This window comes from Thioclava nitratireducens (genome assembly GCF_001940525.2).
Lineage (GTDB): Bacteria > Pseudomonadota > Alphaproteobacteria > Rhodobacterales > Rhodobacteraceae > Thioclava > Thioclava nitratireducens.
The window spans coordinates 2,789,876-2,815,854 of the sequence record NZ_CP019437.1 but is presented as its reverse complement, the minus strand read 5'-3'; the positions used below and the strand labels follow the sequence as shown (position 1 = coordinate 2,815,854).

Annotated in this window: 25 protein-coding genes and 1 tRNA gene; 11 read left to right on the top strand and 15 right to left on the bottom strand. The window is 65.1% G+C overall.

Going from position 1 to position 25,979, the window contains the following annotated elements:
• Positions 1–24 precede the first annotated feature (24 nt).
• The 5 genes from BMG03_RS13385 to pepN form a co-directional block, all read right to left on the bottom strand.
• Positions 25–768: an alpha/beta hydrolase gene (locus BMG03_RS13385; protein ID WP_075775508.1), complete on the bottom strand. Its 744-nt coding sequence runs from the start codon at positions 766–768 to the stop codon at positions 25–27.
• 71 nt (positions 769–839) lie between these two features.
• A complete protein-coding gene (locus BMG03_RS13380) occupies positions 840–1,811 on the bottom strand; it encodes a DUF808 domain-containing protein (RefSeq protein ID WP_075775507.1) in 972 nt (323 codons plus the stop codon).
• A 143-nt stretch (positions 1,812–1,954) separates the two neighbouring features.
• Positions 1,955–3,472 carry an Asp-tRNA(Asn)/Glu-tRNA(Gln) amidotransferase subunit GatB gene (gene gatB / locus BMG03_RS13375; protein WP_075775506.1) on the bottom strand — a complete coding sequence of 506 codons (1,518 nt, stop codon included), beginning with the start codon at positions 3,470–3,472 and terminating at the stop codon, positions 1,955–1,957.
• Between the two features lie 86 nt (positions 3,473–3,558).
• Positions 3,559–3,972 (bottom strand): hypothetical protein, encoded by a 414-nt coding sequence (locus BMG03_RS13370; RefSeq protein ID WP_075775505.1) that lies wholly within the window; start codon positions 3,970–3,972, stop codon positions 3,559–3,561.
• Between the two features lie 141 nt (positions 3,973–4,113).
• Positions 4,114–6,684 (bottom strand): aminopeptidase N, encoded by a 2,571-nt coding sequence (gene pepN / locus BMG03_RS13365; RefSeq protein WP_075775504.1) that lies wholly within the window; start codon positions 6,682–6,684, stop codon positions 4,114–4,116.
• 318 nt (positions 6,685–7,002) lie between these two features.
• Here pepN and BMG03_RS13360 point away from each other — a divergent pair, with 318 nt between their 5' ends.
• From BMG03_RS13360 to BMG03_RS13320, 9 genes are all read left to right on the top strand, one after another.
• The gene (locus tag BMG03_RS13360; RefSeq protein ID WP_075775503.1) at positions 7,003–7,341 is read left to right on the top strand and encodes a hypothetical protein; all 339 of its coding nucleotides are present in this window, start codon (positions 7,003–7,005) and stop codon (positions 7,339–7,341) included.
• 208 nt (positions 7,342–7,549) lie between these two features.
• Entirely contained in the window at positions 7,550–9,715 is a 2,166-nt protein-coding gene (locus BMG03_RS13355) for a malate synthase G (RefSeq protein WP_075775502.1), read from the top strand.
• Positions 9,712–10,134 carry a GlcG/HbpS family heme-binding protein gene (locus BMG03_RS13350; protein ID WP_075775501.1) on the top strand — a complete coding sequence of 141 codons (423 nt, stop codon included), beginning with the start codon at positions 9,712–9,714 and terminating at the stop codon, positions 10,132–10,134. The genes BMG03_RS13355 and BMG03_RS13350 overlap by 4 nt, the downstream gene beginning before the upstream one ends.
• Positions 10,135–10,279: 145 nt before the next feature.
• Complete coding sequence (gene argS, locus BMG03_RS13345) at positions 10,280–12,025, top strand: arginine--tRNA ligase (RefSeq protein WP_075775500.1); 1,746 nt, start codon at positions 10,280–10,282, stop codon at positions 12,023–12,025.
• 74 nt (positions 12,026–12,099) lie between these two features.
• On the top strand, positions 12,100–13,164 hold the full coding sequence (locus BMG03_RS13340; RefSeq protein ID WP_075775499.1) for an SPOR domain-containing protein: 1,065 nt from the start codon (positions 12,100–12,102) through the stop codon (positions 13,162–13,164).
• Positions 13,164–14,165, top strand: a complete 1,002-nt coding sequence (gene nagZ, locus BMG03_RS13335; protein WP_075775498.1) for a beta-N-acetylhexosaminidase — start codon at positions 13,164–13,166, stop codon at positions 14,163–14,165. The genes BMG03_RS13340 and nagZ overlap by 1 nt, the downstream gene beginning before the upstream one ends.
• A complete protein-coding gene (locus BMG03_RS13330) occupies positions 14,158–14,940 on the top strand; it encodes a segregation and condensation protein A (RefSeq protein WP_075775497.1) in 783 nt (260 codons plus the stop codon). Before nagZ ends, BMG03_RS13330 begins: the two co-directional genes overlap by 8 nt.
• A complete protein-coding gene (scpB, locus tag BMG03_RS13325) occupies positions 14,937–15,602 on the top strand; it encodes an SMC-Scp complex subunit ScpB (RefSeq protein WP_075775496.1) in 666 nt (221 codons plus the stop codon). The genes BMG03_RS13330 and scpB overlap by 4 nt, the downstream gene beginning before the upstream one ends.
• A 14-nt stretch (positions 15,603–15,616) precedes the next feature.
• A complete protein-coding gene (locus BMG03_RS13320) occupies positions 15,617–15,832 on the top strand; it encodes a hypothetical protein (RefSeq protein ID WP_075775495.1) in 216 nt (71 codons plus the stop codon).
• A 68-nt stretch (positions 15,833–15,900) separates the two neighbouring features.
• Here the strand turns inward: BMG03_RS13320 and BMG03_RS13315 are convergent, their stop codons facing one another.
• Positions 15,901–16,902 carry an aldo/keto reductase gene (locus BMG03_RS13315; protein WP_075775494.1) on the bottom strand — a complete coding sequence of 334 codons (1,002 nt, stop codon included), beginning with the start codon at positions 16,900–16,902 and terminating at the stop codon, positions 15,901–15,903.
• Between the two features lie 61 nt (positions 16,903–16,963).
• Positions 16,964–17,806 carry an AAA family ATPase gene (locus tag BMG03_RS13310; protein WP_075775493.1) on the bottom strand — a complete coding sequence of 281 codons (843 nt, stop codon included), beginning with the start codon at positions 17,804–17,806 and terminating at the stop codon, positions 16,964–16,966.
• A 238-nt stretch (positions 17,807–18,044) separates the two neighbouring features.
• Between BMG03_RS13310 and dksA the strand changes: the two genes are divergently transcribed.
• Entirely contained in the window at positions 18,045–18,467 is a 423-nt protein-coding gene (dksA, locus tag BMG03_RS13305) for an RNA polymerase-binding protein DksA (protein ID WP_075775492.1), read from the top strand.
• 123 nt (positions 18,468–18,590) lie between these two features.
• A complete protein-coding gene (locus BMG03_RS13300) occupies positions 18,591–19,763 on the top strand; it encodes an FAD-dependent monooxygenase (protein ID WP_075775491.1) in 1,173 nt (390 codons plus the stop codon).
• Positions 19,764–19,882: 119 nt separating this feature from the next.
• Here the strand turns inward: BMG03_RS13300 and BMG03_RS13295 are convergent, their stop codons facing one another.
• The 8 genes from BMG03_RS13295 to BMG03_RS13260 all read right to left on the bottom strand — a co-directional run bounded on the left by BMG03_RS13295 (position 19,883) and on the right by BMG03_RS13260 (position 25,826).
• A complete protein-coding gene (locus BMG03_RS13295) occupies positions 19,883–20,965 on the bottom strand; it encodes a 2'-deoxycytidine 5'-triphosphate deaminase (RefSeq protein ID WP_075775490.1) in 1,083 nt (360 codons plus the stop codon).
• Positions 20,966–21,026: 61 nt separating this feature from the next.
• Positions 21,027–21,104, bottom strand: a tRNA-Pro gene (locus BMG03_RS13290).
• Positions 21,105–21,191: 87 nt separating this feature from the next.
• On the bottom strand, positions 21,192–22,169 hold the full coding sequence (locus tag BMG03_RS13285; protein WP_077701261.1) for a MerR family transcriptional regulator: 978 nt from the start codon (positions 22,167–22,169) through the stop codon (positions 21,192–21,194).
• 27 nt (positions 22,170–22,196) lie between these two features.
• Positions 22,197–22,496 carry an integration host factor subunit alpha gene (gene ihfA / locus BMG03_RS13280; protein WP_075775489.1) on the bottom strand — a complete coding sequence of 100 codons (300 nt, stop codon included), beginning with the start codon at positions 22,494–22,496 and terminating at the stop codon, positions 22,197–22,199.
• A 145-nt stretch (positions 22,497–22,641) separates the two neighbouring features.
• The gene (locus tag BMG03_RS13275; RefSeq protein ID WP_075775488.1) at positions 22,642–23,616 is read right to left on the bottom strand and encodes a beta-ketoacyl-ACP synthase III; all 975 of its coding nucleotides are present in this window, start codon (positions 23,614–23,616) and stop codon (positions 22,642–22,644) included.
• The gene (gene plsX / locus BMG03_RS13270; RefSeq protein ID WP_075775729.1) at positions 23,613–24,734 is read right to left on the bottom strand and encodes a phosphate acyltransferase PlsX; all 1,122 of its coding nucleotides are present in this window, start codon (positions 24,732–24,734) and stop codon (positions 23,613–23,615) included. The genes BMG03_RS13275 and plsX overlap by 4 nt, the downstream gene beginning before the upstream one ends.
• 78 nt (positions 24,735–24,812) lie before the next feature.
• Positions 24,813–25,019: a 50S ribosomal protein L32 gene (rpmF, locus tag BMG03_RS13265; RefSeq protein WP_075775487.1), complete on the bottom strand. Its 207-nt coding sequence runs from the start codon at positions 25,017–25,019 to the stop codon at positions 24,813–24,815.
• A 216-nt stretch (positions 25,020–25,235) separates the two neighbouring features.
• Positions 25,236–25,826, bottom strand: coding sequence for a YceD family protein (locus BMG03_RS13260; RefSeq protein WP_075775486.1), 591 nt, complete (start codon positions 25,824–25,826; stop codon positions 25,236–25,238).
• Between the last annotated feature and the right edge of the window lie 153 nt (positions 25,827–25,979).

Genomic DNA, 25,979 nt, shown 5'->3' with positions numbered 1-25,979 from the left:
AATCGAAATGCCGCAAGCAGCGGATCACAGCCGGGCCAGCACCTCCGCCAGCGCGGTCTCGATCAGCGCGAGGCAATCGGGATCCGAGAAGCGGTGATCGGCGCCTTTGACCAGGGTCAGGCGCATGTCCGCGCCCTCGGCATGCTCCAGCAGCCGGATCGCGGTCTCGGTGCTCACGGCCTCGTCGGCGGTGCCTTGCAGGAAGCGTGTGGGGAAGGGCAGCGCCAGCGGGCTGCGCAGCACCAATCGCTCGCGACCCTCGTTGATGAGGCGGCGGGTGATGATATAGGGTTCACCGTAATCCGACGGGACCGCGATGGAGCCTTCGCTTTCCAGCTTGTGCCGGGTTTCCTTGTCGAAGCTCGCCCAATAGCCGTCTTCGGTGAAATCGGGGGCCGCGGCGATGGTAACGAGGCCCGCGACTTTCTCGGGGTGTTCGCGCGACATCAGGAGCGAGATCCAGCCGCCCATCGAGGAGCCCACGAGGATCTGCGGGCCTTCGGTCTTGGCCATGATCACGTCGCGCGCATCCTCAAACCAGTCGCCGATCGCGCCGTCCTCGAATGCGCCGTCCGAGACGCCGTGGCCGGAATAGTCGAAGCGCAGGAAGGCGCGGCCCTCGCGCTTTGCCCAGTCTTCCAGCGCCAGCGCCTTCGTGCCTTCCATGTCGGATTTGAACCCGCCGAGGAAAACTACGCCCGGCCCTTTGCCCGGCGTCAGGTTATAGGCGATGCGGCGGCCTTCTTGGGTCTCGAAATACTCGGTCATCTGCGCTCCCTGCGATCTGTTCGGCCCAGCCTATAGGGCGGCGCGGATGGCCTCAACCTGTCCGCTTGCGCTCAGTGAGCGGGTTTTTCCTTTCCGGTCACGGCGCGGTAGATCGGCTGGATGATCCGGGTGACGACCGGGATCAGGACCAGCCCGTAGATCAGTCCGAAGACACCGTCGAAGAACGCGGTGACGGCCCAGCTGACGACGCCTTCCGCCGTGCCTGCCGCATGGGCGGCGGCTTCGGCCTGATGGTGAATCCAGTCGTAGGGCGCGTGCCAACCAAGCTCCGCCAGCCCGTGCAACACGATATTGCCGCCGACCCAGATCATCGCGGCGGTGCCGACGATCATCAGCAACTGCATCAATCTGGGCATCACATGCACGATGCCACGCCCGAGCGCGCGCGTCGGCCCGAGCTTGCCGTTCTCGGCCAGCCATAGCCCCGCGTCGTCGGCTTTCACGATCAATGCGACCGAGCCATAGACCACCACCGTCACGCCGATCCCGATGATGGCGAGCGCGATAGCCTCCATCCAGATCGGCTGGCCCGAGGGCAGGGCGGCGAGGCCGATGGTCATGATCTCGGCGGAGAGGATGAAATCGGTCTTCACCGCGGATTTCACCCGTTTTTCCTCGAGATGGTCGGCGGTTTCTGCCGCGACATGGCCCTCGGCATCGGGCTCATGCGGTTTGAACAGGTGATAGACCTTCTCCGCGCCTTCGAAACACAGGTACGACCCGCCGAGCATCAGCAAGGGCGTGATCAGCCACGGCGCGAAGGCAGACAGCAGCAGCGCGGCTGGCAGCAGGAATATGAGCTTGTTCTTGATCGAGCCGAGCGCGATCTTCCCCACGATCGGCAATTCGCGGGCGGGCTTGAAGCCGTGGACATATTTCGGGGTCACCGCCGCATCGTCGATCAGCGCGCCAGCCGCCTTCGAGCCCGCCTTGGCCGCCTGACCTGCCGCATCGTCGATCGAGGTCGCCGCCACCTTGGCGATCCCCGCCACGTCATCGAGAAGCGCCAGCAGTCCGCTCATGGATCGGTCCTTTCCGTGTCACGCCCTCGTGAACCTACGGGGCGTGACCCCAAGCCACAAGCCGCAAAGCTGTTCCCGAAAACCGTCGGCGTGACATGAAAAAAGGCGCCCGAAGGCGCCTCGTTTCGGATCTTCAGGATGGCTTAAAGACCCAGCTTCTGCGCCACGATCTGGTTCACCGCCTTCGGGTTGGCCTTGCCGCCCGAAGCCTTGATCACCTGACCGACGAACCAGCCGGCGAGCTTCGGGTTGGCCTTCGCCTTCTCGACCTGCTCAGGGTTCGCGGCGATCACTTCATCCACGGCGGCCTCGATGGCGCCGGTATCGGTGACCTGGATCATGCCGCGCTCTTCCACGATCTTCTCGGGGTCGCCGCCTTCGGTGTAGACGATCTCGAAGAGGTCCTTCGCGATCTTGCCCGAAATCTTGTCGGACTTGATCAGCCGGATGATCGCGCCAAGCTGCGCGGCATCGACCGGGCTCGAGGTGATGTCGTGGTCTTCCTTCTTCAGGCGACCGAACAGCTCGTTGATGACCCAGTTCGCGGCAAGCTTGCCGTCACCGGCCTCGGCCACCACGGCCTCGAAGTAATCCGCGTTCTCGACCTCTGCGGTCAGCACCGAGGCATCGTATTCCGACAGTCCCAGCTCCTTGACGAAACGCGCTTTCTTCGCGTCCGGCAGTTCGGGCATCGAGGCGCCGATATCGTCGACCCAGGCCTGCTCGATTTCCAGCGGCAGCAGGTCGGGGCAGGGGAAGTAGCGGTAATCATGCGCTTCTTCCTTCGACCGCATCGAGCGCGTCTCGCCCTTGTCGGGATCGTAAAGGCGGGTTTCCTGCACCACTTCGCCGCCGTCTTCGACGATGGCGATTTGGCGACGGGCCTCGTATTCGATGGCCTGCTGAATGAAGCGCATCGAGTTCATGTTCTTGATCTCGCAGCGCGTGCCGAGATGGCTGAAATCCTGCGTTTCCTGATACTTTTCGTAAGCGCCCGGCTTGCAGATCGAGACGTTGACGTCGGCGCGCAGGTTGCCGTTCTGCATGTTGCCGTCGCAGGTGCCCAGGTAGCGCAGGATCTGGCGCAGCTTGCCGACATAGGCCGCAGCCTCTTCCGGGCCGCGGATGTCGGGGCGCGAGACGATCTCCATCAGCGCGACGCCGGTACGGTTGAGGTCCACGAAGGACATATGCGGGTCCATGTCGTGGATCGACTTGCCCGCATCCTGTTCGAGGTGGATACGCTCGATCCGGACCTTGCGCGCGACGCCCGGACCCATATCGACGATGATTTCGCCCTCGCCCACGATGGGGTGGTAGAGCTGCGAAATCTGGTAGCCCTGCGGCAGGTCGGGGTAGAAATAGTTCTTCCGGTCGAAGGCCGAGCGCAGGTTGATATCGGCCTTGAGGCCGAGGCCCGTGCGCACCGCCTGCGCCACGCAGAACTCGTTGATCACCGGCAGCATCCCCGGCATCGCCGCGTCGACGAAGGCCACGTTCGAGTTCGGCTCTGCGCCGAACTTGGTCGAGGCGCCCGAGAACAGCTTGGCTTTCGAGGCCACCTGCGCGTGGACTTCAAGCCCGATAACCAGCTCCCAATCCGATTTGGCACCGGCAATGACCTTGGGTTCGGGGGCTTGGAATTCGAGATGGTCGAGCATGTCCACATCCTGTCAGTAAAGGCTTGGGCAAGCTTCTAGGACAGGGCAGGGGCGGGGGCAAGAGGGCGACCGCCCCGCAGCGGACATCAGACCAGCGGCACCCCGTAGGATTCAAAAATCGCGCTGAGCCGGTCGAGCGGCGGCGTGGCCTCTCGTGGCAGGTAGGCGCGACGCCCGTCGCGCAGCGTGACCATGCATTCGTCGCCCGCAAGCTTGCGCCGCCGCAGCCGCGCCGAGTCGATCTGTGCGAGGGGGAACGTGCCCAATTGCCGCCCGTTGCGGTAGACTTCCATTCGCGCAGGCGTGATCCGCAGCAGCCCCGAGCGGTTGCGCATCAGCTTGTACAAAGTGAGGGCGAGATAGATCCACGCGGCGACATGAATCCATGTCGTCGCGGTCAGTTTCATTGCGCCGTAGAGCAGCGCCATCCCGAAGGCGAGCGCAAGATACCCTCCCGCCCGGCGAGCCTGGTGTCGGTATTCAAATTCATTGTCGTCCATGGTCGAGCCTGTCCGCGAAACTGCCCAACGCCCGCAAGTCGCGAGCGTCCGCGTTTCGTAGCGCGAGAACCCGGCACGGATGGGCCGAGAATGCGGCCAATCCGTGGTCTTCCGGGATCGCGCGCAGGCGCCGAGCGGAAATCAGCCCAGTAGACGCTGCGTCATCTCGGACAGGTCGCGGCTGAGGCCCGGCTGGGCGGCGATCCGTTCCAACTCGCTGCGCATCTTCTCGCGCCGGCCTTCGTCATAGCGCGTCCATGTCTCGAAAGCGGTGGACATGCGGGCGGCGACCTGCGGGTTGACCGGATCGAGCTTGAGCAGCCAATCGGCATAGAAGCGATAGCTCGCCCCGTCCGCGCGGTGGAAGCCCGCGTGATTGCCCGACAGCCCCGCCATCAGCGCACGGAAGCGGTTCGGCGTCTTCCATGTGAAGAGCGGATCGCCGGTCAGCGTCTCGGCGCGCTCCAGCGCCATCTCTGGCGGGCAATTGGCGAGCTGGACGAGGAACCACTTGTCCATCACCAGCCGGTCGCCCTGCCAGCGGTCGCGGAATTCGGCCATCGCGCTCGCATCCTGTCCGGTCTGCACCAGTGCCGCGAGCGCGCCGAAGCTTTCGGTCATGTTCTCGGCCGAGGCGAACAGGGCACCCGCGCGGGCTCCGCCGTCGATGCGGTTCAAAAGCCGCAGAACGGCAAGGCGCAGCGCCCGCGGGCCAGCCTGCTCCGGGTCGGAGCTGTAGGGCGCCGTCGCTTCGGTCTTGGTGAAAATCTCGGCCAGAAGCGTCTTATGCGCAGTCGCAAGATCGCGGGCGAGCGCTTCGCGCGCCTCATGGATCGCCGCAGGATCGGGCGTCTCGCCCTGATCGTAGAGCGCCTGCGCGATGCTGTCCTCGGAGGGCAGGTTCAGACACAGCGCGCGGAAGGCCGGATCGGCGGATTCGTCGCGCAACAGCGCACCCATCGCATCGGAGAAGGATCGGTCACCCTCTTGTCCCAGAACGCGCCCGATCAGCATCTTCTGGGCCAGCGCACGCCCCGCTTCCCATCGGTTGAACGGGTCGCGGTCATGGGTCAGCAGGAAGGCAAGCTCGGACGTGTCGGCGTCGCGCTCCAGCCGCACGGGGGCGGAGAAATCGCGCAGGATCGAGGGCACCGGGCGCGTCGCGAGCCCGTCGAAGGTGAAGCTCTGCCTCGCCTCTGTCATCTCAAGAACGGTGGATGGCACGACCTCGTCGCCATTCTCGTTGAGCAGCCCGACTTCGATCGGGATGTGGCGCAACGGCTTTTCTTCCTGACCGGGCGTGGGGCGCGTTTCCTGTTCGAATTCAAGCGTGTATACGCCGTCCTTGAAGCTGTCGCGCACCCGTAGCGTCGGCGTGCCCGCATCGGTATACCAGCGCTTGAACTGGCTCAGATCGCGGCCCGAGCTGTCCTCGAACACCTTCAGCCAGTCCTCGATCGTGCAGGCCTGCCCGTCATGGCGCTCGAAATAGAGGTCGAGCGCGGCGCGATAGCCGTCGGGCCCCAGCAGGCGGTGCAACATGCCCACGATCTCGGCGCCTTTCTCGTAGACGGTCGCGGTGTAGAAGTTGTTGATCTCGCGGTAATGATCGGGGCGCGGCGGGTGCGACAGCGGACCGCGATCCTCGCGGAACTGCCGCCCGCGCAGCGCCAGAACGTCGTCGATCCGCTTCGTCGCGTGTCCGCGCATGTCGCCGGTGAACTGCTGGTCGCGATAGACCGTCAGCCCTTCCTTCAGGCACAGCTGGAACCAGTCGCGGCAGGTGATGCGGTTGCCGGTCCAGTTGTGGAAATATTCGTGCGCGATGATGCCCTCGATACGCTCGTAATCGGCATCGGTCGCGGTCTCGGGCGAGGCGAGAACCCATTTGGAGTTGAAAATGTTCAACCCCTTGTTCTCCATCGCGCCCATATTGAAGTCATCGACGGCGACGATGTTGAAGATGTCCAGGTCGTATTCGCGGCCGTAAACCTCTTCGTCCCAGCGCATCGACCGATGCAGCGCCTGCAGCGCGAAGTCGCAACGGTCTTCGTCGCCCGGACGGACCCAGATATTCGTGGCGACCTCTCGGCCCGACATCGTGGTGAATGTGCCCGAATGCGCGCGAAGGTCACCCGCGACCAGTGCGAAGAGATAGGCGGGCTTGGGCCACGGATCGACCCATTCGGCATAGCCGTCGCGGTTCGCGACCAGATCGCCATTCGACAACAGAACCGGCTGATCGCCGGTAATCGTGACGTGGAAGCGCGCCATCACGTCGGGGCGGTCCGGATAGAAGGTAATCTTGCGGAAGCCCTCGGCCTCGCATTGCGTGCAATACATGCCGTTCGACATGTAAAGCCCTTCCAGCGCGGTGTTTTTCGACGGTGCGATCCGCGTCACGGTCTCCAGCGTGAAGTCTCGTGCCGGCAGAATATCCGCCGGGAGCGTAAGGCCGGTCTTGCTGAGTTGGTATTCGCCGGAGGCCAGCTCGCGCCCGTCCAGCGCAATCGAGACAAGCTCCAGCTCCTCCCCATCGAGATGCAGCGCCGCCACCGCTTCGCGCGGAGAGAAGGCTAGGCGCGCGCGTACTTCTGTCGCGTCCGGATCGAGCGTGAAATCGAGTCCCACGCTCTTGAGCGTGAAAGGATAGGGGCGGTAGTCGATCAGGCGCTTGGGAAGGGCTTGGGTAGCCGTCGTGTCGGCGGGCATTCTTGCGATATTCCTCGTTATTCTCGGCTTGTGTGACGTGGAACGTTTCGGCGCGAAGGCAAGCGCGCCTTCTGGGTGTCGCTTCCCGTTTCGGGCGGGCGCGATCCGGTTTCGCCTCAGTCACGCAGTTCAGTGCCAAGAGTATCCGTCCCGCGCGCGGTTTTCAAAGCGGTTTCGCCGGCAGGGCCGGGCGGTTCGCTGCCGACGGGCTGAACCCGAACCGGGACGACCGCGTTACCCGAAGTGAAGGGGGCCGGATCGGTGCGCTCTGCGCCACGGCCCCGACAGGACACTATCGAAGATGGAAGGAGCAATCCGATGTCCGCACCGAATACGAATACAAATGGCGAGAAGAAGAGGCATGCCCCCGCCCTGATCGGCATGGCCATGGTCGTGATACTGGGCGTGGCGGTGATCCTCGTATGGATCGCGATGGCCGCAAATTCCCCGCAACCGACCGGCGCGGGTGCAGACCAGACAGAGGCGCCCGCCACGACGCAGAACGCCCCGAAAACCGAAGGCGTGGTGCGCTCCGAGCCGCCATCGGCGCCGCTTGACGGGCTTGGTACCTCGACGACCCAGGCGCCCGCGACGACCGGGGTCGGCGAAGGCGGGGTCAATGGTGAGGCAACGCCGGGCGATACGATACAGCAGTAACTCCGGGGCGACGACTGTCGCGCCACAAAAGTGATATCAGCGCCGATGCCTCGGCGGGCGGGGTTCGAAAAGCCCCGCCTGCCGAGGCATGCGCGGTTCTCCTGACCGCTTTTCCGGCTTCGCGCCTTCCCGCGTGTTTTCCGTAATCCGCTGGACATTCGCGCCCAGCGGTTTCATCTAATACGCGTCTGAGAAAACGGGAGGCATCATGGCACAGCGGGTCGCGCGAAACGAACTGCAGGTGGCGGTCGAACTGGCCGCTTTCATCGAGGATCAAGCTTTGCCAGGGACCGGCGTCGCGCCGGAGCGCTTCTGGGAAGGGCTCTCGGAACTGTTGCATACGCTGGGGCCGAAGAACCGTGCGCTGCTCGAGACGCGCGAGTCGATCCAGTCCAAGCTCGACGATTGGCATTCGCATCGCCGCGCCGAAGGCTTTGATTTCGAAGACTATAAATCCTTCCTGCGCGAGATCGGTTATCTCCTGCCCGAAGGCGACGATTTCAAGATCGAGACCCCCGAGACCGATCCCGAATTCGCCACCGTCTGCGGTCCGCAGCTCGTCGTGCCGATCACCAACGCGCGCTACGCACTCAACGCCGCGAACGCCCGGTGGGGCAGCCTCTATGATGCGCTTTACGGCACCGATGCGCTTGGCGATCTGCCGCAGGGCAAGGGCTACGATCCCAAGCGCGGCGCCCGCGTGATCGAGCGTGCCAAGGCATTTCTCGACGAAGCCGTGCCGCTTGCGGGCGGAAGCTGGACAGACGTCACCGCGCTGCGCGTGGAGAACGGCGTGTTCTTCGTGGAGAACGCGGTGGGCGAGACGGGGCTTGCCGATCCGGCGCAGTTCCTCGGGTTCAACATCTCCGACGAGGGCGCACTGTCCGAAGTTCTTTTGGAAAACAACGGGCTGCATCTCGTGATCGAGATCGACCCGACCACCGAAGTCGGTCAGGCCGATCCTGCCGATATCGCGGATGTCATCCTGGAGGCCGCGGTCAGCACGATCATGGATTGCGAGGACTCGGTGGCTTGTGTCGATGCCGAGGACAAGGTTCTCGCCTATGGCAACTGGCTGGGCCTGATGAAGGGCGATCTGCGCGAGAACGTCGTGAAGAACGGCGAGAAGACGGTCCGGCGGCTCGAGGGCGATTATCAGTTCACCGGCGGCGGTGGCGAGAAGATCACTCTGAAGGGCCGCTCGCTGATGCTGGTGCGCAATGTCGGCCACCTGATGACCACCCCCGCGATTCTGACCCGCGACGGCGAAGAAGCCTATGAGGGGCTGATGGACGCGATGGTCACCACGCTCTGCGCGATGCATGACCTCAAGAAGACCGAAGGCCCGCGCAACTCTGTCACCGGCTCGGTCTACGTGGTGAAGCCGAAGATGCACGGCCCCGAAGAGGTCGCCTTCGCGACCGAGATTTTCGACAAGGTCGAAGAGGTTCTGGGCCTGCCGCGCTACACGGTGAAGCTTGGCATCATGGACGAGGAGCGCCGTACCTCGGTCAACCTCAAGGAATGCATCCGCGCCGCGAAGAACCGTGTGGCCTTCATCAATACCGGTTTCCTCGACCGCACGGGCGACGAGATCCACACCTCGATGCAGGCCGGTCCGATGCTGAGCAAGGGCGAGATGAAGTCTCAGCCCTGGATCGAAGCCTACGAGGATCGCAACGTCGATATCGGTCTGGCCTGCGGGCTCGCCGGCAAGGCGCAGATCGGCAAGGGCATGTGGGCGATGCCCGACAAGATGGCCGATATGCTCGAGGCCAAGGTGAACCATCCGCTCGCGGGCGCGAACTGCGCCTGGGTGCCGTCGCCGACGGCGGCCACGCTGCACGCCACCCATTACCACAAGATCGACGTGAAGCGCCGCCAGCAGGAAATCGCCGCGATGAACCGTCCGGCGCGTCTCGACGATCTGCTGACGATCCCGCTCGCGCGTGGGAAGAACTACTCGGAGGAGGAAATCCGCACCGAGATCGAGAACAACGCGCAAGGCATCCTCGGCTATGTCGTGCGCTGGGTCGATCAGGGGGTGGGCTGCTCCAAGGTGCCCGACATCCATGACGTCGGCCTGATGGAAGACCGTGCGACCTGCCGGATTTCCAGCCAGGCGATCGCGAACTGGCTCGAGCATGGGCTGGTGAGCGAAGGCCAGGTGATGGAGGCGCTGCGCAAGATGGCCAAGGTCGTCGACCGTCAGAACGAGGGCGATCCCAACTACCGCCCCATGGCGCCCGGCTATGACGGCTTCGCGTTCCAGGCGGCCTGCGATCTGTGCTTCCTCGGCACGGTCCAACCCTCGGGATATACGGAACCGGTGCTGCATCAGCGCCGCCTGCAAGAGAAGGAGGAACGCGCATGATCACGCTCGAACAGGCGCAGAAGATGATCGAGACCGCGCTGGCGCAAGGCGCGGAGGACGGGCTGAAACCGCTTTCAGCCATCGTGCTGGATGCGGGCGGCCACCCGCTGGCCTTCGCGCGCGCCGATGGCGCGGCGCCGGGCCGCTTCGATATTGCGCAAGCCAAGGCTTACGGCGCGGTGATGCTGGGGATGGGCGGCAAGGCGCAGATGGCGCGGGCCGAGGCGCAGGCCTATTTCATGGCCGCGGTGAACGGCATCTATGACGGCAAGACCTGCCCCGTGCCCGGCGGCGTGCTGATCCGCGACGAGAGCGGCGCGGTGATCGGTGCAATGGGCGTGACAGGCGATACCTCGGACAATGACGCCAAGGTGGCCGTGGCCGGGATCGAAGCCGCGGGCTTCACCGCCGAGGACTGATCACCCTGCCAAGGTTTGATTTCGGGCGGTCCGGCAGGCGATGCCGGGCCGCCCGCGCCGTCTCGGTCGCCGCTTGACCCCCGCTCGGGCCATTGACGCGACCTGCGCGCTCTGGCAGGGGAGAGCGCAAATAAGGACAATGAGAATGCACCTGTTTTCCGACATCCGCGCCGCGGTGATTGCGGCACTCGATCAGATGGTTTCCGAAGGCGCGCTGCCCGAGGGGCTGGACTACGCAAACGTCGCGGTGGAGCCGCCGCGCGATCCGCTGCATGGAGACATGGCGACCAACGCCGCGATGGTGCTGGCCAAGCCCGCCAAGTCGAAACCGCGCGACATCGCCGAGGCGCTGGCGGCCAAGCTGGCCGCAGATGACCGGATCGTCAGCGCCGATGTCGCCGGTCCCGGTTTCATCAACCTGCGCCTCGATCCGAAGGTCTGGGCTGATGTGACCCACGCCGTTCTGAAAGAGGGCGCGGATTACGGGCGCTCCGATCTGGGCCGCGGCGTGAAGGTGAACGTGGAATATGTCTCCGCGAACCCGACCGGCCCGATGCATGTCGGCCATACCCGCGGCGCCGTCTTCGGCGATGCGCTGGCAAGCTTGCTGGATTTCGCGGGCTATGACGTCACGCGGGAATATTACATCAACGATGGCGGCGCGCAGGTCGATGTGCTCGCCCGCTCCGCCTATGAGCGCTATCGCGAAGCCTGTGGCCTCGAGCCGGAAATTCGCGAGGGGCTCTATCCCGGCGATTACCTGATCCCGGTCGGTGAGGCGATCAAGGCCAAGTATGGCGAGAGCCTGCTCGACAAACCCGAGGAAGACTGGCTCGAAGATATCCGCGAATTCGCGACCGAGCAGATGATGGAGATGATCCGCGAGGACCTCGCCTGTCTCGGCGTGAAAATGGATGTCTTCTCCTCCGAGAAATCGCTCTACGGCACCGGCCAGATCGAGGCGGCGCTGAAGCGGCTCGAGGATCTGGGCCTGATCTACGAGGGTGTGCTCGACCCGCCGAAGGGCAAACTGCCCGAGGATTGGGAGGAGCGCGAGCAGACCCTGTTCCGCTCGACCGAATATGGCGATGACGTGGACCGCCCGGTGAAGAAGTCGGACGGCTCATGGACCTATTTCGCCCCCGATATCGCCTATCACTGGACCAAGATCGATCGTGGCTACGATCTGCTGATCGACGTCTTCGGTGCCGACCATGGCGGCTATGTGAAGCGGATGAAGGCAGCCGTGGCTGCGCTGTCGGATCGCAAGGTGACGCTTGATATCAAGCTGATCCAGCTGGTGAAGCTGTTCAAGAACGGCGAGCCCTTCAAGATGTCGAAGCGCGCGGGCACTTTCGTGACGCTGCGCGACGTGGTGGAGCAGGCGGGCGCGGATGTGACCCGCTTCCACATGCTCACCCGCAAGAACGACGCGCCGCTGGATTTCGACTTCGACAAGGTGCTCGAGCAGTCCAAGGACAACCCGGTCTTCTACGTGCAATATGCCCATGCCCGGGTCTGCTCGGTGCTGCGCAAGGCGGCGGAAGCGGGCTGGGACATGTCCGATGCGCGTCTCGCCGAGGTCGATCTGTCCGGCGAGTGGCATCCGTCCGAGCTCGAACTGGTCAAGAAGATCGCCGAATGGCCGCGTCTTCTGGAGATCGCGGCGCGCGCGAACGAGCCGCACCGGGTGGCTTTCTACCTCTACGATCTCGCCTCGGATCTGCACAGCCTGTGGAACCGTGGCAATGACGAGCCGTCCCTGCGCTTCCTGCAGGAGGGCGACGAGGCCGCATCGGCGGCGAAAATCGCCCTCGCACGAGCCTGTGCCGTTGTCATTTCCGCCGGTCTTGGTATTCTTGGCGTGACCCCGGCTGAAGAGATGCGCTGAACGCACGCCGCCGGGAACAGGCAAATTCCGGGTCAACCGGGCAAGGCCGGGCAACCGGCGGCGAGGCGACGAGCATGACGACCTACGACTACCGCGAGAGTGGGGGTTACGGGCATGAACACCCGCAGCCCCATTACGCGCATCCCGAAGATCCCGTTCCAGAGCGCGCGCCGCGTGTCGTGTCGCGCTGGGTCAACGTGGCCGGGGCACTGACTTCGGTCGCGATGATCGCGGGTCTGGTGGTCTGGGGGTACAAGCTGGCGATGCGCGATCTGAACGGCGTGCCGGTGATCCGCGCGATGGACGGGCCCGCCCGGATCGCGCCCGAAGACCCGGGCGGCGAACTTGCGCGCCATACCGGTCTGGCTGTCAACGACGTGGCCGGCACGGGGCAGGCGGCACCTGCACCTGAGAAAGTGACTCTCGCGCCAAGCCCGGAAGGGTTCACCGACGAAGATAAGCCGATGGGCGAGCTGGCGGCGGAAACGCAGGTGGCGAGCGATGCGTCTGGCGCGGGTGACGGATCCAACCCAGCGTCCAACCCTGCCGTGGAGGCGGCGATTGCGGCGCTCGAGCCTGCCGCGCTCAATGCCGATCCGTCGCAGGTGAAGGATGCACCCGACATTCCCGTCGAGCCCGCATTGATGAGCCCGGCCATGCCCGAGACGCGCCCCGATGCGGTCGCGCAGGACGCAGCCCCCGAGAGCGACGCAGTCAGCGGTGTGATCCCGGCCTCCGTGCCGGGCGTCTCGCGCTCGCCGCGCCCGCAGTCCAAACCGATGCGCGATCAGCTGCTGGCGGCGGCGCTGGAGCAGGCGGTGACGAAGCAGATGTCGGCCGGGCAAGCGGAGGCTGGCGTCGTCGATCTCGACCCGTCCGAACTGTCGGCGGGCACGCGCCTCGTGCAGGTCGGCGCCTTCGATACGGCAGCGGCGGCGAAGGGCGAATGGGACCGGATCGCCAAGCGCTTCGACGCGCTGATGACCGACAAGAAGCGCGTGATCCAGAAGGCGAGCTCCGGCGGGCGCGATTTCTATCGCCTCCGCGTCGCGGGCTTCGACGACGTGACCGAAGCGCGCCAGTTCTGCGCGGCCCTCGTGGCCGAGCGGCAGAACTGCATCCCGACGCAGGCACGCTGATGGGCGTCGCGGCGATCTTCGGCTGCGAGGGGACCGAGCTCTCCGCGCATGAGCGGGATTTCTTCCGCGAGGCCGATCCGTGGGGCTTCATCCTGTTCTCGCGCAATATCGATACGCCCGAGCAGGTCACGCGTCTGACCGACGCTCTGCGCGGGGCGGTGGGGCGCGATGCGCCGGTTCTGATCGATCAGGAAGGCGGGCGGGTGCAGCGGCTGCGCGGGCCCCAGTGGCGCGAATGGCTGCCGCCGCTGGAGCAGGCGAAGCAGGCAGGGGCGCAGGCACCGCGCTCCTTCTGGCTGCGCTCGCGGATCATGGCCGAGGAGCTGCGCGCGGTCGGCATTGACGTGAACTGCGCGCCCACCTGCGATATCGCGGGGCTTCTGACCCATCCCTTCCTGCAAAACCGTTGTCTGGGCAAGGATGCGGCGACGGTGATCGCCAATGCCCGCGCCACGGCCGAGGGGCTGCTGGCGGGCGGCGTGCTCCCGGTGATCAAGCATATTCCGGGCCACGGTCGGGCGATTTCGGACAGCCACAAGGATTTGCCGGTGGTCGAGGCCTCGAAGGCCGATCTGATCGCGACTGATTTCGCGCCGTTCAAGGCGCTTTCCGATCTGCCACTGGGCATGACGGCGCATATCCGCTTCACCGCGCTCGACGTGGCTCCCGCGACGCAGAGCGCGAAGATCATCAAGATGATCCGTGAGGAGATCGGCTTCGGCGGGCTCCTGATGAGCGACGATATCGGGATGGAGGCGCTGGCGGGCGGCTTCGGGACACGCACGGCTGCCGCGCTGGCGGCGGGCTGCGATCTGGTGCTCCATTGCAAGGGCGACATGCCCGCGATGGAAGAGGTGGCGATGGCCGCCCCGGCGATGAGCGAGGCCGCACAGGCCCGCGCCGAGGCCGCGCTGGACCGGCGCTTGCCGCCCGAGACAGTTGACATGGCCGCGCTCGATGCCGAACTTGAGGCACTCTTGAGCGGCGGCATGGATGAGTGACACCGAAAATCTGTTCGACTCGCAAACGGTCGCGGATCGGCTTCAGGCCGAGGCGCTGATCGTCGATGTCGACGGGTTCGAAGGCCCGCTCGACCTGCTGCTGACGCTCTCGCGCAGCCAGAAAGTCGATCTGCGCAAGATCTCCGTGCTGCAACTGGCAGAGCAATATCTGGCCTTCGTCGAACGCGCCAAGGCGCTGCGCATCGAGCTGGCCGCCGATTACCTCGTGATGGCGGCCTGGCTCGCCTTCCTGAAATCGCGGCTTCTGCTGCCGCCTGACCCCGAGGCCGAAGGCCCCTCGGCGGAGGATCTGGCCGAGCACCTCGCCTTCCAGCTGGAACGCCTGCAGGCGATGCGCGAGGCGGCGGCGCAGCTGATGGCGCGCGACCGGCTGGGGCGCGACACCTTCGCGCGCGGCATCTCGGAAGAGGTCGAGCGCGTCCGCAAGGTCACCTATTCGGCCTCGCTGATGGACCTGATGCAGGCCTATGCGCGCATCCGCACGCGCGATGAATTCCGCCCCTATGCGTTCGATCGGACTAATGTCTTCACGATGGAGGAGGCGCTGGACCGGATGCGCAGTCTGATCGGTTTCGCCGGTGGCTGGTCGGAGCTGACCACCTTCCTGCCCGACGGGTGGACCGCCGACCCCAAACGCCGACGCTCGGCCACTGCCGCGACTTTCGCGGCCTCGCTGGAGATGGCCAAGCAAGGCCAGATCGAGCTGCGCCAGAGCGATACGTTCCAACCCATTTCGATCCGGAAGAAGACATGAACGACGAGCCGGAACAGACCGAAGAAAAAGAAGAAACCCTCTTTGCCGCGCCGCCCATTGCCGAGCAGGAGCGGATGGTCGAAGCGATCCTCTTCGCCTCTGCCGAACCCGTCCGCATCCGCGAGATGGAAGAACGGATGCCGCATGGTTGCGACCCCGCCGAGGCGCTGGTGCACCTGCGCAAGCGCTACGAGGGGCGCGGCGTGCGGGTGGTGAAGGTCGGCGACGCCTGGGCCGTGCGCACCGCGCCCGATCTCGCCTTCCTGATGCAGAAAGAGACGGTTGAGGAGCGCAAGCTTTCCCGCGCCGCGGTCGAGACGCTGGCGATCATCGCCTATCACCAGCCGGTCACCCGCGCCGAGATCGAGGAAATCCGCGGCGTCGCCGTCTCGCGCGGCACGATCGACCAGTTGCTGGAAATGGAATGGATCCGCTTCGGTCGGCGCCGCATGACGCCGGGCCGACCCGTCACCTTCGTCGTGACGCAGGAATTCCTCGACCAGTTCAGCCTCGAGAGCGCCCGCGACCTGCCGGGTCTCAAGGAGCTGCGCGCCGCAGGCCTGCTGGACTCGCGCCCCCTTCCGGGTGCAGGCTCGGACGACGACGAGGAGGGCGAGGAGGACGAGGTCCAGACCGGCCAGTCCGAATTGTTCGAGGATTGACAGGGGGATATCCGATGAACTTCAACCAGATCATCAACATGGTCATCCGGATGTTCCTGCGCCGGGGGATCAACTGGGGGATCAACAAGGGCATCGGCATGGCTTCGAAGCGCGGCGGCAAGGGCAAGAGCGCGAGCCCGATGACGGCGCAGGAGCGCAAGCAGGCCCAAACCGCACGCGAGGCGGTCAAACGCGCGCGCAAAGCGGCGCGGATCACGCGGCGCATGTGATCTCATGGAAAAGGGCGCCGCCGGATCGACCCGCGACGCCCTTCTTCGTGCTTTCCCCTATTCACGCCTTAGCCGGGCACCGGCGCATCCTTGTGGATCAGCCCGGCCCCGCGCAGGTCCTGCCAGAACTCCGCCGGGATCGGCATGTTCATCGCCGCCACGTCGTCGATCGCCTCGTCGGGACGTCCAAGCCCCACCACCACCGTCTGCACCACATCCGGCGCTTTCGCGAATTGCAACGCAGCCGCGAGCAGATTCACCCCATGATCGAAGGCCACCTCTCTCAGGCGATCGCGCTTCTCCATCCGCTCTTTCGCGATGACACTGTTCTTGTCGCCATAATGGTAACGGTGCAGCCCCGCGAGGAAGCCCGCATTCAGCGCCGAGCCGATGACGAAGCTGTTGCCGTGCTTGCGCGCCGCCGGGAAGACCGTCTCGACCGCGTGGTCATGCTCTACCAGCGAATACTGGCTCGCCATCAGGTGCAGATCCGGATCGCTGTCTTCCATCGATTTCAGGATCGGCTCGGGTCGGTTCACGCCCATGCCCCATGCCTTGATGACCCCTTGGTCACGCAGCTCGCTCAGCGTCGCGAAACAGCCCTCGACCGCCTCGGGCCACAGCTCCAGCCAGTTCTTCGGCAGCGCGCCGTTATCGGGCGAGAGGTCGTGCACGAAGACCACGTCGAGACTGTCGAGCCCGGTGCGCTGCAACGTGTCCTCGATCGAGCGGAGCGTGCCCTCGCGGCTGTAGTCGTAGACCTCGATATTGGGCGAGGGGGAGTAGGGCATGAGCTGCTGATTGCGATGCTCGGGCCCCGCTTTCAGGAGCCGCCCGACTTTCGAGCTGAGCACGAAGCTTTCGCGCGGCTTGTGATGCAGGAACTGCCCGTAGCGGCGTTCGGCCAAGCCGACGCCGTAATGCGGCGCCACGTCGAAATAGCGGATGCCCGCTTCCCACGCGGCCTCGAGCGTGTCCGCCGCCTGCCGGTCTGTCGTGACGCGGAACTCGTTGCCAAGCGCAACGCCCCCCATGCCGATCGGGTGCGGGAGTTCGTATCTGTCGGTCATGGGGTCTCCTTTCTGGTGAGCAGGTGGGGCAACGTGAGCGGGGTGATTGGGTTCCGGGGCGCTAGCGCCCCTGCCGCCGCGCCATGAAAGCCAGTCGCTCGAACAGGTGTACGTCCTGCTCGTTCTTCAGAAGCGCCCCGTGCAGCTTCGGCAGCAGACTCGCGCCTTCGAGTTTGAGGTCTTCGGGGTTCAGGTCCTCGGCGAGCAGGAGTTTTAGCCAGTCGAGCACCTCGGAGGTCGAGGGCTTCTTCTTCAGGCCCGGTGTTTCGCGGATCTCGTAGAACTGGCTCAGCGCCTCGGTCAGCAGCCGGTCCTTGATGTCGGGGAAATGGACGGCGACGATTTCGCGCATGACCGCGGGTTCCGGGAACCGGATGTAGTGGAAGAAGCAGCGGCGCAGGAAGGCGTCGGGCAGTTCCTTCTCGTTGTTCGAGGTGATGATGACGACGGGGCGGTGCTTCGCGCGGATCGTCTCGCCGGTTTCGTAGACGTGGAACTCCATTTTATCGAGTTCCTGCAGCAGGTCGTTCGGGAACTCGATATCGGCCTTGTCGACCTCGTCGATCAGTAGCACGACCTTCCGGTCCGCCTCGAAGGCCTGCCAGAGCTTGCCCTTGCGGATGTAGTTCTTAACGTCGTTGACGCGTTCGTCGCCCAGCTGGCTGTCGCGCAGCCGGCTCACCGCGTCGTATTCGTAAAGGCCCTGCTGCGCCTTGGTGGTGGATTTGATGTTCCACTCGACCATCTCCATCCCGAGGCTCTGTGCCACCTGCCGCGCGAGTTCCGTCTTGCCGGTGCCCGGCTCGCCCTTCACCAGAAGGGGGCGCTCCAGCGCCACTGCGGCATTGACCGCGACGGTGAGATCGGGCGGGGCGACATAGCTGTCGGTCGATTGGAATTGCACTGGGGATACGCTCCGGTTTCGAGATCGCTACGCAATGATCTTGCGCAAATCGTTTGCAACCTATCTGCGCCAAAATGCTGCCGCAACCCAGGCGTAAGAATTGATGAGGAAACGCGCAGTGATGGTGAATGCGGACGTGACAACCCTGTGTTCTTGGGGTATTGGAGCGCCCGAGGAGAGTTGGCCGATGGCGAATGACGATCATGGTGGCGCCCCCGGCCCGGAAGAGAGGGCAGGTATGAGAGCAGAAGTTTTCCTTCCGGATGATTATCGTCCGGCCGAGAATGAACCCTTCATGAATGACCGGCAGCTGGAATATTTCCGCAGAAAGCTTCTGGCGTGGAAGGCCGAACTTCTCGAACAATCCGCTGAAACGCTGGAAGGTCTCGCGGAATCGGCGCGCAACGTGCCCGATATTGCCGACCGCGCCTCCGAGGAAACCGATCGTGCGCTGGAACTGCGCACCCGCGACCGTCAGCGCAAGCTGGTCAGCAAGATCGACTCGGCGCTGCGCCGTATCGAGAATGGCGAATACGGTTATTGCGAAAAGACCGGGGAGCCGATCTCGCTCAAGCGTCTCGATGCGCGTCCGATCGCGACGATGACGCTGGAAGCGCAGGAGAAGCACGAGCGCCGCGAGCGGGTGCATCGCGACGATTGATCCCACGCGCGGATTGCGCGTGTCGGAGAACGAAACGCGCGTTGCCTTCGGGCGGGAAGGCGCGCAAAACATTTCGACACCGGCACCGCCAAGGTGCCGGTGTTCGCTTTTCAAGGAGGTCCCATGCTGATCGGGCGCAAGGTTACGGTTCTGGGTGCGGGGATCGCGGGGCTGACAGTGGCGCGGGCCTTGGCGATGCGCGGCGCGGATGTCGAGGTGCTCGAACAGGCCGAGGCGATCCGCGAGGTCGGCGCCGGGCTGCAGGTTTCGCCCAACGGGGCGGCTGTGCTGCGCGCGCTGGGGCTGGGCGAGGCGTTGGAGGCGGCGGGGCCGCGCGCCGAGGCGGTGCGGCTCGTCGATGGCGAGACCGGGAGCCAGGTGGCCAAGCTCGACATGGCGCGGTTGCGGCCCGATGCCGATTACCATTTCGTCCACCGCGCCCGGCTGATCGAACTGCTGGCCGAAGGCGCGCGCGAGGCCGGTGTAAAGATCCGTCTTCTGCAACAGATCGAGCGGGTGGACCTGTCGGGGCCGCATCCGGTCTTGCACACCAAGCAGGGTGCACAGATCGAGACCGACCTGTTGATCGGCGCGGACGGGCTGAATTCCAAGGCGCGCGAGGCGCTCAACGGGCGCGTGGCGCCCTTCTTCACCCATCAGGTGGCGTGGCGCGCGCTGGTGCCGTGCGACGATGCCGAGCCGAAGATCGCGCAGGTCTTCATGGGCGCAGGCAAGCACCTTGTGAGCTATCCGCTGGGCCGGGGGCTGCGCAATATCGTGGCGGTCGAGGAGCGGCATCGCTGGGTCGAGGAGAGCTGGGCGCTCGAGGATGATCCGATCAATCTGCGCACCGCCTTCGAGGATTTCTGCCCGACCGTGCGCGGCTGGCTCGATCAGGCCGAGAAAGTTAACCTATGGGGCCTGTTCCGTCACCCTGTGGCCGAGCGCTGGTTCGCGCCCGGTATCGCGATTCTGGGCGACGCCGCGCATCCCACTCTGCCTTTCCTTGCGCAGGGTGCCGTGATGGCGATGGAGGATGCCTGGGTTCTGGCCGAGGCGCTTGCCAATCACGAGACCGACGAGCTGGCTTTCGCGGCCTATCAGAATGCGCGCTGGGATCGCTGTGACCGGATCGTGGCCGCGGCGAACAAGAACGCGCGGAATTATCACCTGTCAGGAGCTCCGCGCACCTTGGGTCATCTCGCTTTGCGTGCCGCCTCCCGGTTCACTCCGGAGCGGCTGGTCGGGCGTTTCGACTGGATTTATGGCCACGACGTGACGCAGCAGGCCGGGTAGGGCGTCTCTATGGGGCTCGGACGCGTCCCTCAGTCGCTACAGAGTTGCTGCCCGGCCTTTCGATTGCAGTCCGGGCGTTCGCCGGGGCGTCCTTTCACTGGAAGGCCGCTTTTCCCGGCTCACCCCATCCGGAAATGCTTGGCGAGCTTCAGGCCCTGACCCTGGTAGTTCGAGGCGATGTCCTTGCCGTAGAGCTGGCGCGGCTCCTCGGCCATGCGCTCATAGACGAGACGGCCCACGACTTGCCCGTGCTCGAGCGCGAAGGGGGCCTCGTGGCAGCGCACCTCCAGCACCCCGCGCGACCCGGTGCCGCCCGCAGCCCCATGCCCGAAGCCGGGATCGAAGAAGCCCGCGTAATGGACGCGGAACTCGCCGACCATCGCCAGATAGGGCGCCATTTCGGCGGCGTGGTCGGGCGGGATCGTCACCGCCTCGCGGCTGACGAGGATGTAGAACGCGCCGGGGTCGAGGATGATGCGGCCATCGGAGGCGCGCACCTCTTCCCAGAAGTCGCGGGCCGGGTAATGGCCGATCTTGTCGATGTCGATCACCCCGGTGTGGGGCTTGGCGCGGTAGCCCACCAGATCGCCCTCAGAGGGCTTCAGATCGACCGAGAAGCCCAGACCCTCGTCGATCACGGCGGGGCCATCCACGAGCGGCTCCTGCTGGTGCAGGATCTTCAACTCGGCATCGCTGAGCACCGCCTGACCTGCACGGAATCGGATCTGGTTGAGGCGCATGCCGGGCCGTACCAGAACCGAGAAGCTGCGCGGGCAGATCTCGGCATAAAGCGGGCCGCTATAGCCTTGGGGGATTCGGTCGAACTCGGTGCCGTCATCGGTGATTAGCCGCGTCAGCAGATCGAGCCGTCCGGTGGAGCTTTTGGCATTGGCGACCGCCGTGACGCCCTCAGGCAGCGCGAGGCTCTCCATCAGCGGCACGAGATAGACGCAGCCCTTTTCCAGCACCACGCCGTCATCGGTCAGCGCCATGCGGTGCATCTCGAAGTCATGCAGGCGATGCGAGACCTTCTGGCCTTTGCCCGCAAGGAACGAGGCGCGCAGCCGGTAGGCCACGGTGCCAAGCCGCAGGTCGAGGCTCGCAGGTTGGATCTGTTCGGGAATGATGGCCGGATCCGCAGCGATCTCTCCGCGCGTGATCATCTCTTGCAGCATCGTGTCGGGCAGCACGCCGATGGTCATCCGATCCCTCCTCCGGATACACGAACGCCCACCCCGATGAAGAGGTGGGCGTTTGTCGAATTGGTCGGGCTGGCGAGATTCGAACTCACGACCTTCCGTCCCCCAGACGGACGCGCTAACCAGGCTGCGCCACAGCCCGACGAGGGGGATATAGTGCGAACCGGGCGGCGGGTGCAAGCAGTTAGTGAGAGAAATTTCACGCCAATTCGTCCGGGGTTGCGATCACTCATTCCGCGCGCGCGGAGCCATGCTGCGCGAGCCTCAGCTGAAGGGCCTGCGCACGCAGACGCAACATGCGCAGATCGCCTCGATCGGCAGGGCTGAGCCGCGCCGGATCGACGGTGCGCAGCCCGTGCAACAGCTTGGCCAGATCGGCCCGCGGGGCGCTTTTCGCGGCGCGGTCCTGCCCCCCGCGATCGATCGTCATCGCCACGACAGGAGCCAACGGTTCCGGCTCGGGTTCGACATCGAGCGCCATGGGGGCCTCTGCGTCATCCTCCGACTCGTCCAGTTCGGGAGATTCGCGGGAAGCGGTTTTCGACTCGTCGAAGAACGAGGGCTGCGAGGCGCCGGGGAAGGGGGTGACCGAGCCACTCTCACGCGCCTCGATCGGCGCCTCCACGGAGGCGTTGAGGTCGAGCAGTTCCTCGGGACGCTCGGGCAGCGCTTCGCTTGGCGCGCGGCTCTCGGCGGCGTCTTCAGCCGCCGCCTGCACGACGTCCTCGTGGGCCGCCGCCTCTCGCGGGGCGTCCTCCTGCGGAGAGGTGTCTGTCGCGGCCGCGTCGACCGTCTCGGGCGCAGGTTCCTGCGGCGCGGGTTCTTGCGTCTGGGTGTCCTCTTCGGGCGCCGGGCTAGGCTGGGGCGCGGCAACCGGGGCGATTGGCTCCGGAGTGCTCTGCGTGGCCTCACCGGTCTCGCGCTCATCCTCGAGGCTGACTTCCGCCCGCGCGGCCACCTCGCGGATACCTTCCTCGCGCAGCAGTTTTTGCACGCCCCGGATAGTCATGCCCTCGTCATGTAGCAGACGCTTGATGCCGCCCAGAAGTGCGACGTCAGCGGGCCGGTAATACCGCCGCCCGCCCGCGCGCTTCACCGGCTTCACTTGGGTGAACTTGCTCTCCCAGAACCGCAGAACATGGGTCGGCGTGTCGAGAAGGTCTGAAACCTCAGAGATCGTCCGAAACGCGTCGGCGGATTTACCCATCGGTAGGACCTGTCACTTGTTGTCGGGTTACTTCGAATTGCCCGCCGCCACGCGGTCCTTCATCAGATGCGAGGGACGGAAGGACAGCACGCGACGCGGCGAGATCGGAACCTCTTCGCCGGTCTTGGGATTGCGGCCCATGCGCTTGGCTTTCTCGCGCACCGAGAAGGTACCGAAAGAGCTTATCTTGACCGTTTCTCCCTCCACGAGGGCGTCGGACATATGCTGCAGCACGCTTTCGACGAGCTGCGCCGATTCATTGCGCGACAATCCAACCTCGCGGAACACCGCTTCGCTGAGATCCATGCGCGTCAGGGTCTTCGACATCCTATCCCCCCGGATAAAGAATTTCGCTAACAGTGACCGACCGTAATTCCCGAGTCAATATCAAGCACTTGGCGGACGGGCTTGATGCGCGGGCTCACGCGCGTTTGCGCGGGAGACGCTTAAAACGAATGCAGAGAGGTCGCGCTTACCAGCGCAGAACCACAGAGCCCCATGCCAGACCGCCGCCGATCGCCTCGGTGACCAGAACCTGGCCTTCCTTGATCTGGCCGCGTTGCTTGCCGACCGAGAGGGCCAGCGGGATCGAGGCCGCGGAGGTGTTGCCGTGGTCCTGAACCGTGACGATCACGCGGTCCATCGGCAGCTGCATCCGCTCGGCCGTGGCTGCGATGATGCGCAGGTTCGCCTGATGCGGCACGATCCAGTCGACGTTCTCGCCGGTGAGCCCGGCCTTATCGAGGGCTTTGTGCGCAGTCTCGGCGAGCTTGGTGACCGCATGTTTGAAGACCGCGTTGCCTTGCATGCGCAGATGTCCCGCCGTGCCGGTGGTCGACACCCCGCCGTCGACATAGAGCAGGTCTTTGTAGCGCCCATCGGAATGCAGGTCCGACGACAGGATTCCGCGATCGGTCGACGTGCCCGTGCCCTCGGCGGCTTCGAGGATCAGCGCGCCCGCGCCATCCCCGAACAGCACGCAGGTGCCCCGGTCGGTCCAGTCCATGATCCGCGAGAAGGTCTCGGCGCCGATCACCAGCACGCGCTCGGCTTGACCCGAGAGGATCAGCCCGTTCGCATTGGTCAGCGCGAAGATGAAGCCCGCGCAGACCGCCTGCACGTCATAGGCAAAGCCCGTGGTCGAGCCCAGCCCCGCCTGAACCATCGTGGCGACGGAAGGGAAAGTGCTGTCGGGCGTCGAGGTCGCGACGACGATCGCGTCGATCTGGTCGACGCTCATATTCGCGTCTTCAAGCGCGGCTTTCGCGGCCTTGATCGCGAGATCCGAAGTGTATTCCCCCTCGGCGGCGATGTGGCGGCGTTCGATCCCGGTGCGGCCGCGAATCCATTCATCCGTGGTATCGAGCGTTTTCTCGAACTCGGCGTTCTCGACAACGCGCTCGGGCAGGTAATGGCCCACGCCGCGCACCACGGATCTGATCGTCATTGGCTGCTCTCGCTTTTCTCGGCGGCAGATGGCGCGCCGGATTTGGCCTCATCCTGCCCCGAGGGAAGGGCAGTGGCAACCCGTGCGGCAAGCTTCGCGCCGAAGCCCGAGCGTGCCAGTCGGGCGGCCAGTTCGATCGCGGCGGCGAAGCTGGTGGCATCCGCCGAGCCGTGCGATTTCACGACCGTGCCGTTGAGGCCGAGGAAGACGCCGCCATTGGCGCGGCGCGGATCGGTCTTGTGCCGCAGGCGCTTGAGCGCGCCCATCGCCAGGAGTGCGCCCAGCTTCGACATGACGGAAGAGGTCAGCGCCTCGCGCAGCAGTTCGGCCACGAATTTTGCCGTGCCCTCGCCGGTTTTCAGCGCGACATTGCCGGTGAAGCCGTCGGTCACGATGACGTCAGCACGGGCGCCGGCAAGCTCGTTGCCCTCGACGAAACCCGCGAAGTCGAACTGCCCCGCCTCCTGGGCGTTGCTGATCAGCTCATGGGCTTCTCGCAGCTCGGGGCGGCCCTTGTGCTCTTCGGTGCCGATATTCAACAGACCTACGCGCGGACGCTCCAGCCCCAGCGCGTTGCGCGCATAGGACGTGCCCATCAGGGCGTAGGTCAGCAGATCCTCCGCATCGGCTTTCACGTCCGCGCCCATATCGAGCATGACATTCCAGCCAGCAGGCCCACGCGACGGCCAGAAGGAGGCGATGGCCGGACGGTTCACGCCCGGCACCTTGCGCAGCCGCATCATCGAGATCAGCATCAGCGCTCCGGTATTCCCGCAGGAGACCGCGACATCGGCCTCCTTGTCGCGCACCGATTCGATGGCCGACCACATGGAGGTATCCTGCCCGCTGCGCAGAACCTGCGCGGGCTTGTCCTCCATCGTGACGGTCCGTTCGGCGTGGCGCAGGTCGATGCATTCGCCAAGATCATGCTTGGCGATCAGCGGTTCGAGCTGCGCGCGCGGGCCGTGGATGATGAAATGCAGATCGGGTTGGGCGTGGTGCGCCTTCGCGACACCGGCGATCGTGGCCTCGGGGCCAAGATCGCCGCCCATAGCGTCGATGGACAGAACGACAGCGCCGGCATTCGCCGGCGCTTTGCCCTTCTGGGCGGCCTGCATCTCTGCGGCCTTCATCTGCGATCCCGTCTGCGGCTGGTCTTGCGAGTCTTGCATGACGTGCGGCGCGGGTCGACGGGCTTACGCCGCGTCGTCGTCCAGGTCGACCTCTTCGGTCAGAGCGACGACCTCACGGTCGGCGTAGTGACCGCAGGACGGGCAGACGTGGTGCGGGCGCTTGAGTTCGCCGCAGCTGGGGCATTCCGCCGGGTTTGCAGCGGTAAGCGAGTCGTGGGCGCGGCGCATGTTACGGCGCGAACGCGTGACTTTATTCTGAGGGACAGCCATGTCTCAACCTCGGGGTTTCGGGGGCCAGTAGCCCGTGTTTGCGGCGTTACAGCCCTGATTTTCCTTGTGGTTTCGTCACTTGGCCGAAAGCGTCTCTCGGGGTGCGAAGCCAAACGTCGAATGAGGCCGGGAACATACTCGGATTCTTTTTCCGTGCAAGCCTTTTTTCCGGCCTTTTTTCAAGCGGTTTCGGGCGGTGCGAAACCGCGTCTTCCACTAGGCGTCGCCCTTACCGCTTTCGCCCTTGGCAAGCAAGTCGCGCAGATTGGCAAAAGGCTTCATCTGCTCGTCGCTGAGCGGCTCCGCGCCGGGCTCGGTAACCTGCGCGCCTTCCAGCTCCGCGCCTTCCGCGCGCGGATAGAGCGGCAGGGCCAGCTCCATCGCCTCGAGCGCGACGACGCCGAGATTCACCGTCGCGGGCAGCGGCTCGGCGGTGTCATCCTCGGGCATCTCGACTTCTTCGGAGGTCGGCATCTCCATATCGGCGAGATAACGCCGTACCACTTCTTCGCGGATATCGGTCGTGACCGGGGCGAGGGTGATCACACAATCCTGAACCACGCGGGCCTCGAGGGTCGCGCGCAGCTCCCAGTCCGAGCGGCCCTTCGGCGCGAGCTCGCCTTTAAGCCGCAGCGCCTCGACGCCGCGAATATCCGCCCAGTCTGCAATCGCTTGCAGCCGCTCTCCCTTGGCCTCGATGTCGAAGCGCGTCGGCTTTCGGCTGGGCAGATCGGCCAGCCGCATCGGCTCGCTCCAGATCGTTTCGGGGGCGGCGGGCAGGTCGGGATCGACGGGGGTCTGTGTCATGTCCGGCTCCTTGTTTTGGGTCGCGCGGTGCTGTCTGGCGACCCTTTGCATGCGCCCGAGTGCCCTGTCGGCGCGCTCTAGCGCTTGAGGGCGGCGCAGTCATGATGTAAGCGTCACTAAAAGCCCGAAGTGTCAGAGGCAATAGGGGGTTGC

Excerpts from the sequence above, each read along its gene's own strand:
- BMG03_RS13285 (WP_077701261.1), bottom strand. The coding sequence starts at position 22,169 with ATGGGTAAATCCGCCGACGCGTTTCGGACGATCTCTGAGGTTTCAGAC.
- argS (WP_075775500.1), top strand. The coding sequence starts at position 10,280 with ATGCACCTGTTTTCCGACATCCGCGCCGCGGTGATTGCGGCACTCGAT.
- BMG03_RS13330 (WP_075775497.1), top strand. The coding sequence starts at position 14,158 with ATGAGTGACACCGAAAATCTGTTCGACTCGCAAACGGTCGCGGATCGG.
- dksA (WP_075775492.1), top strand. The coding sequence starts at position 18,045 with ATGAGAGCAGAAGTTTTCCTTCCGGATGATTATCGTCCGGCCGAGAAT.
- gatB (WP_075775506.1), bottom strand. The coding sequence starts at position 3,472 with ATGCTCGACCATCTCGAATTCCAAGCCCCCGAACCCAAGGTCATTGCC.
- BMG03_RS13380 (WP_075775507.1), bottom strand. The coding sequence starts at position 1,811 with ATGAGCGGACTGCTGGCGCTTCTCGATGACGTGGCGGGGATCGCCAAG.
- nagZ (WP_075775498.1), top strand. The coding sequence starts at position 13,164 with ATGGGCGTCGCGGCGATCTTCGGCTGCGAGGGGACCGAGCTCTCCGCG.
- scpB (WP_075775496.1), top strand. The coding sequence starts at position 14,937 with ATGAACGACGAGCCGGAACAGACCGAAGAAAAAGAAGAAACCCTCTTT.
- BMG03_RS13370 (WP_075775505.1), bottom strand. The coding sequence starts at position 3,972 with ATGGACGACAATGAATTTGAATACCGACACCAGGCTCGCCGGGCGGGA.
- BMG03_RS13355 (WP_075775502.1), top strand. The coding sequence starts at position 7,550 with ATGGCACAGCGGGTCGCGCGAAACGAACTGCAGGTGGCGGTCGAACTG.
- BMG03_RS13260 (WP_075775486.1), bottom strand. The coding sequence starts at position 25,826 with ATGACACAGACCCCCGTCGATCCCGACCTGCCCGCCGCCCCCGAAACG.
- BMG03_RS13350 (WP_075775501.1), top strand. The coding sequence starts at position 9,712 with ATGATCACGCTCGAACAGGCGCAGAAGATGATCGAGACCGCGCTGGCG.
- BMG03_RS13300 (WP_075775491.1), top strand. The coding sequence starts at position 18,591 with ATGCTGATCGGGCGCAAGGTTACGGTTCTGGGTGCGGGGATCGCGGGG.
- BMG03_RS13385 (WP_075775508.1), bottom strand. The coding sequence starts at position 768 with ATGACCGAGTATTTCGAGACCCAAGAAGGCCGCCGCATCGCCTATAAC.
- BMG03_RS13315 (WP_075775494.1), bottom strand. The coding sequence starts at position 16,902 with ATGACCGACAGATACGAACTCCCGCACCCGATCGGCATGGGGGGCGTT.
- BMG03_RS13275 (WP_075775488.1), bottom strand. The coding sequence starts at position 23,616 with ATGACGATCAGATCCGTGGTGCGCGGCGTGGGCCATTACCTGCCCGAG.
- pepN (WP_075775504.1), bottom strand. The coding sequence starts at position 6,684 with ATGCCCGCCGACACGACGGCTACCCAAGCCCTTCCCAAGCGCCTGATC.
- BMG03_RS13340 (WP_075775499.1), top strand. The coding sequence starts at position 12,100 with ATGACGACCTACGACTACCGCGAGAGTGGGGGTTACGGGCATGAACAC.
- ihfA (WP_075775489.1), bottom strand. The coding sequence starts at position 22,496 with ATGTCGAAGACCCTGACGCGCATGGATCTCAGCGAAGCGGTGTTCCGC.
- BMG03_RS13295 (WP_075775490.1), bottom strand. The coding sequence starts at position 20,965 with ATGACCATCGGCGTGCTGCCCGACACGATGCTGCAAGAGATGATCACG.
- BMG03_RS13320 (WP_075775495.1), top strand. The coding sequence starts at position 15,617 with ATGAACTTCAACCAGATCATCAACATGGTCATCCGGATGTTCCTGCGC.
- rpmF (WP_075775487.1), bottom strand. The coding sequence starts at position 25,019 with ATGGCTGTCCCTCAGAATAAAGTCACGCGTTCGCGCCGTAACATGCGC.
- BMG03_RS13360 (WP_075775503.1), top strand. The coding sequence starts at position 7,003 with ATGTCCGCACCGAATACGAATACAAATGGCGAGAAGAAGAGGCATGCC.
- plsX (WP_075775729.1), bottom strand. The coding sequence starts at position 24,734 with ATGCAGGCCGCCCAGAAGGGCAAAGCGCCGGCGAATGCCGGCGCTGTC.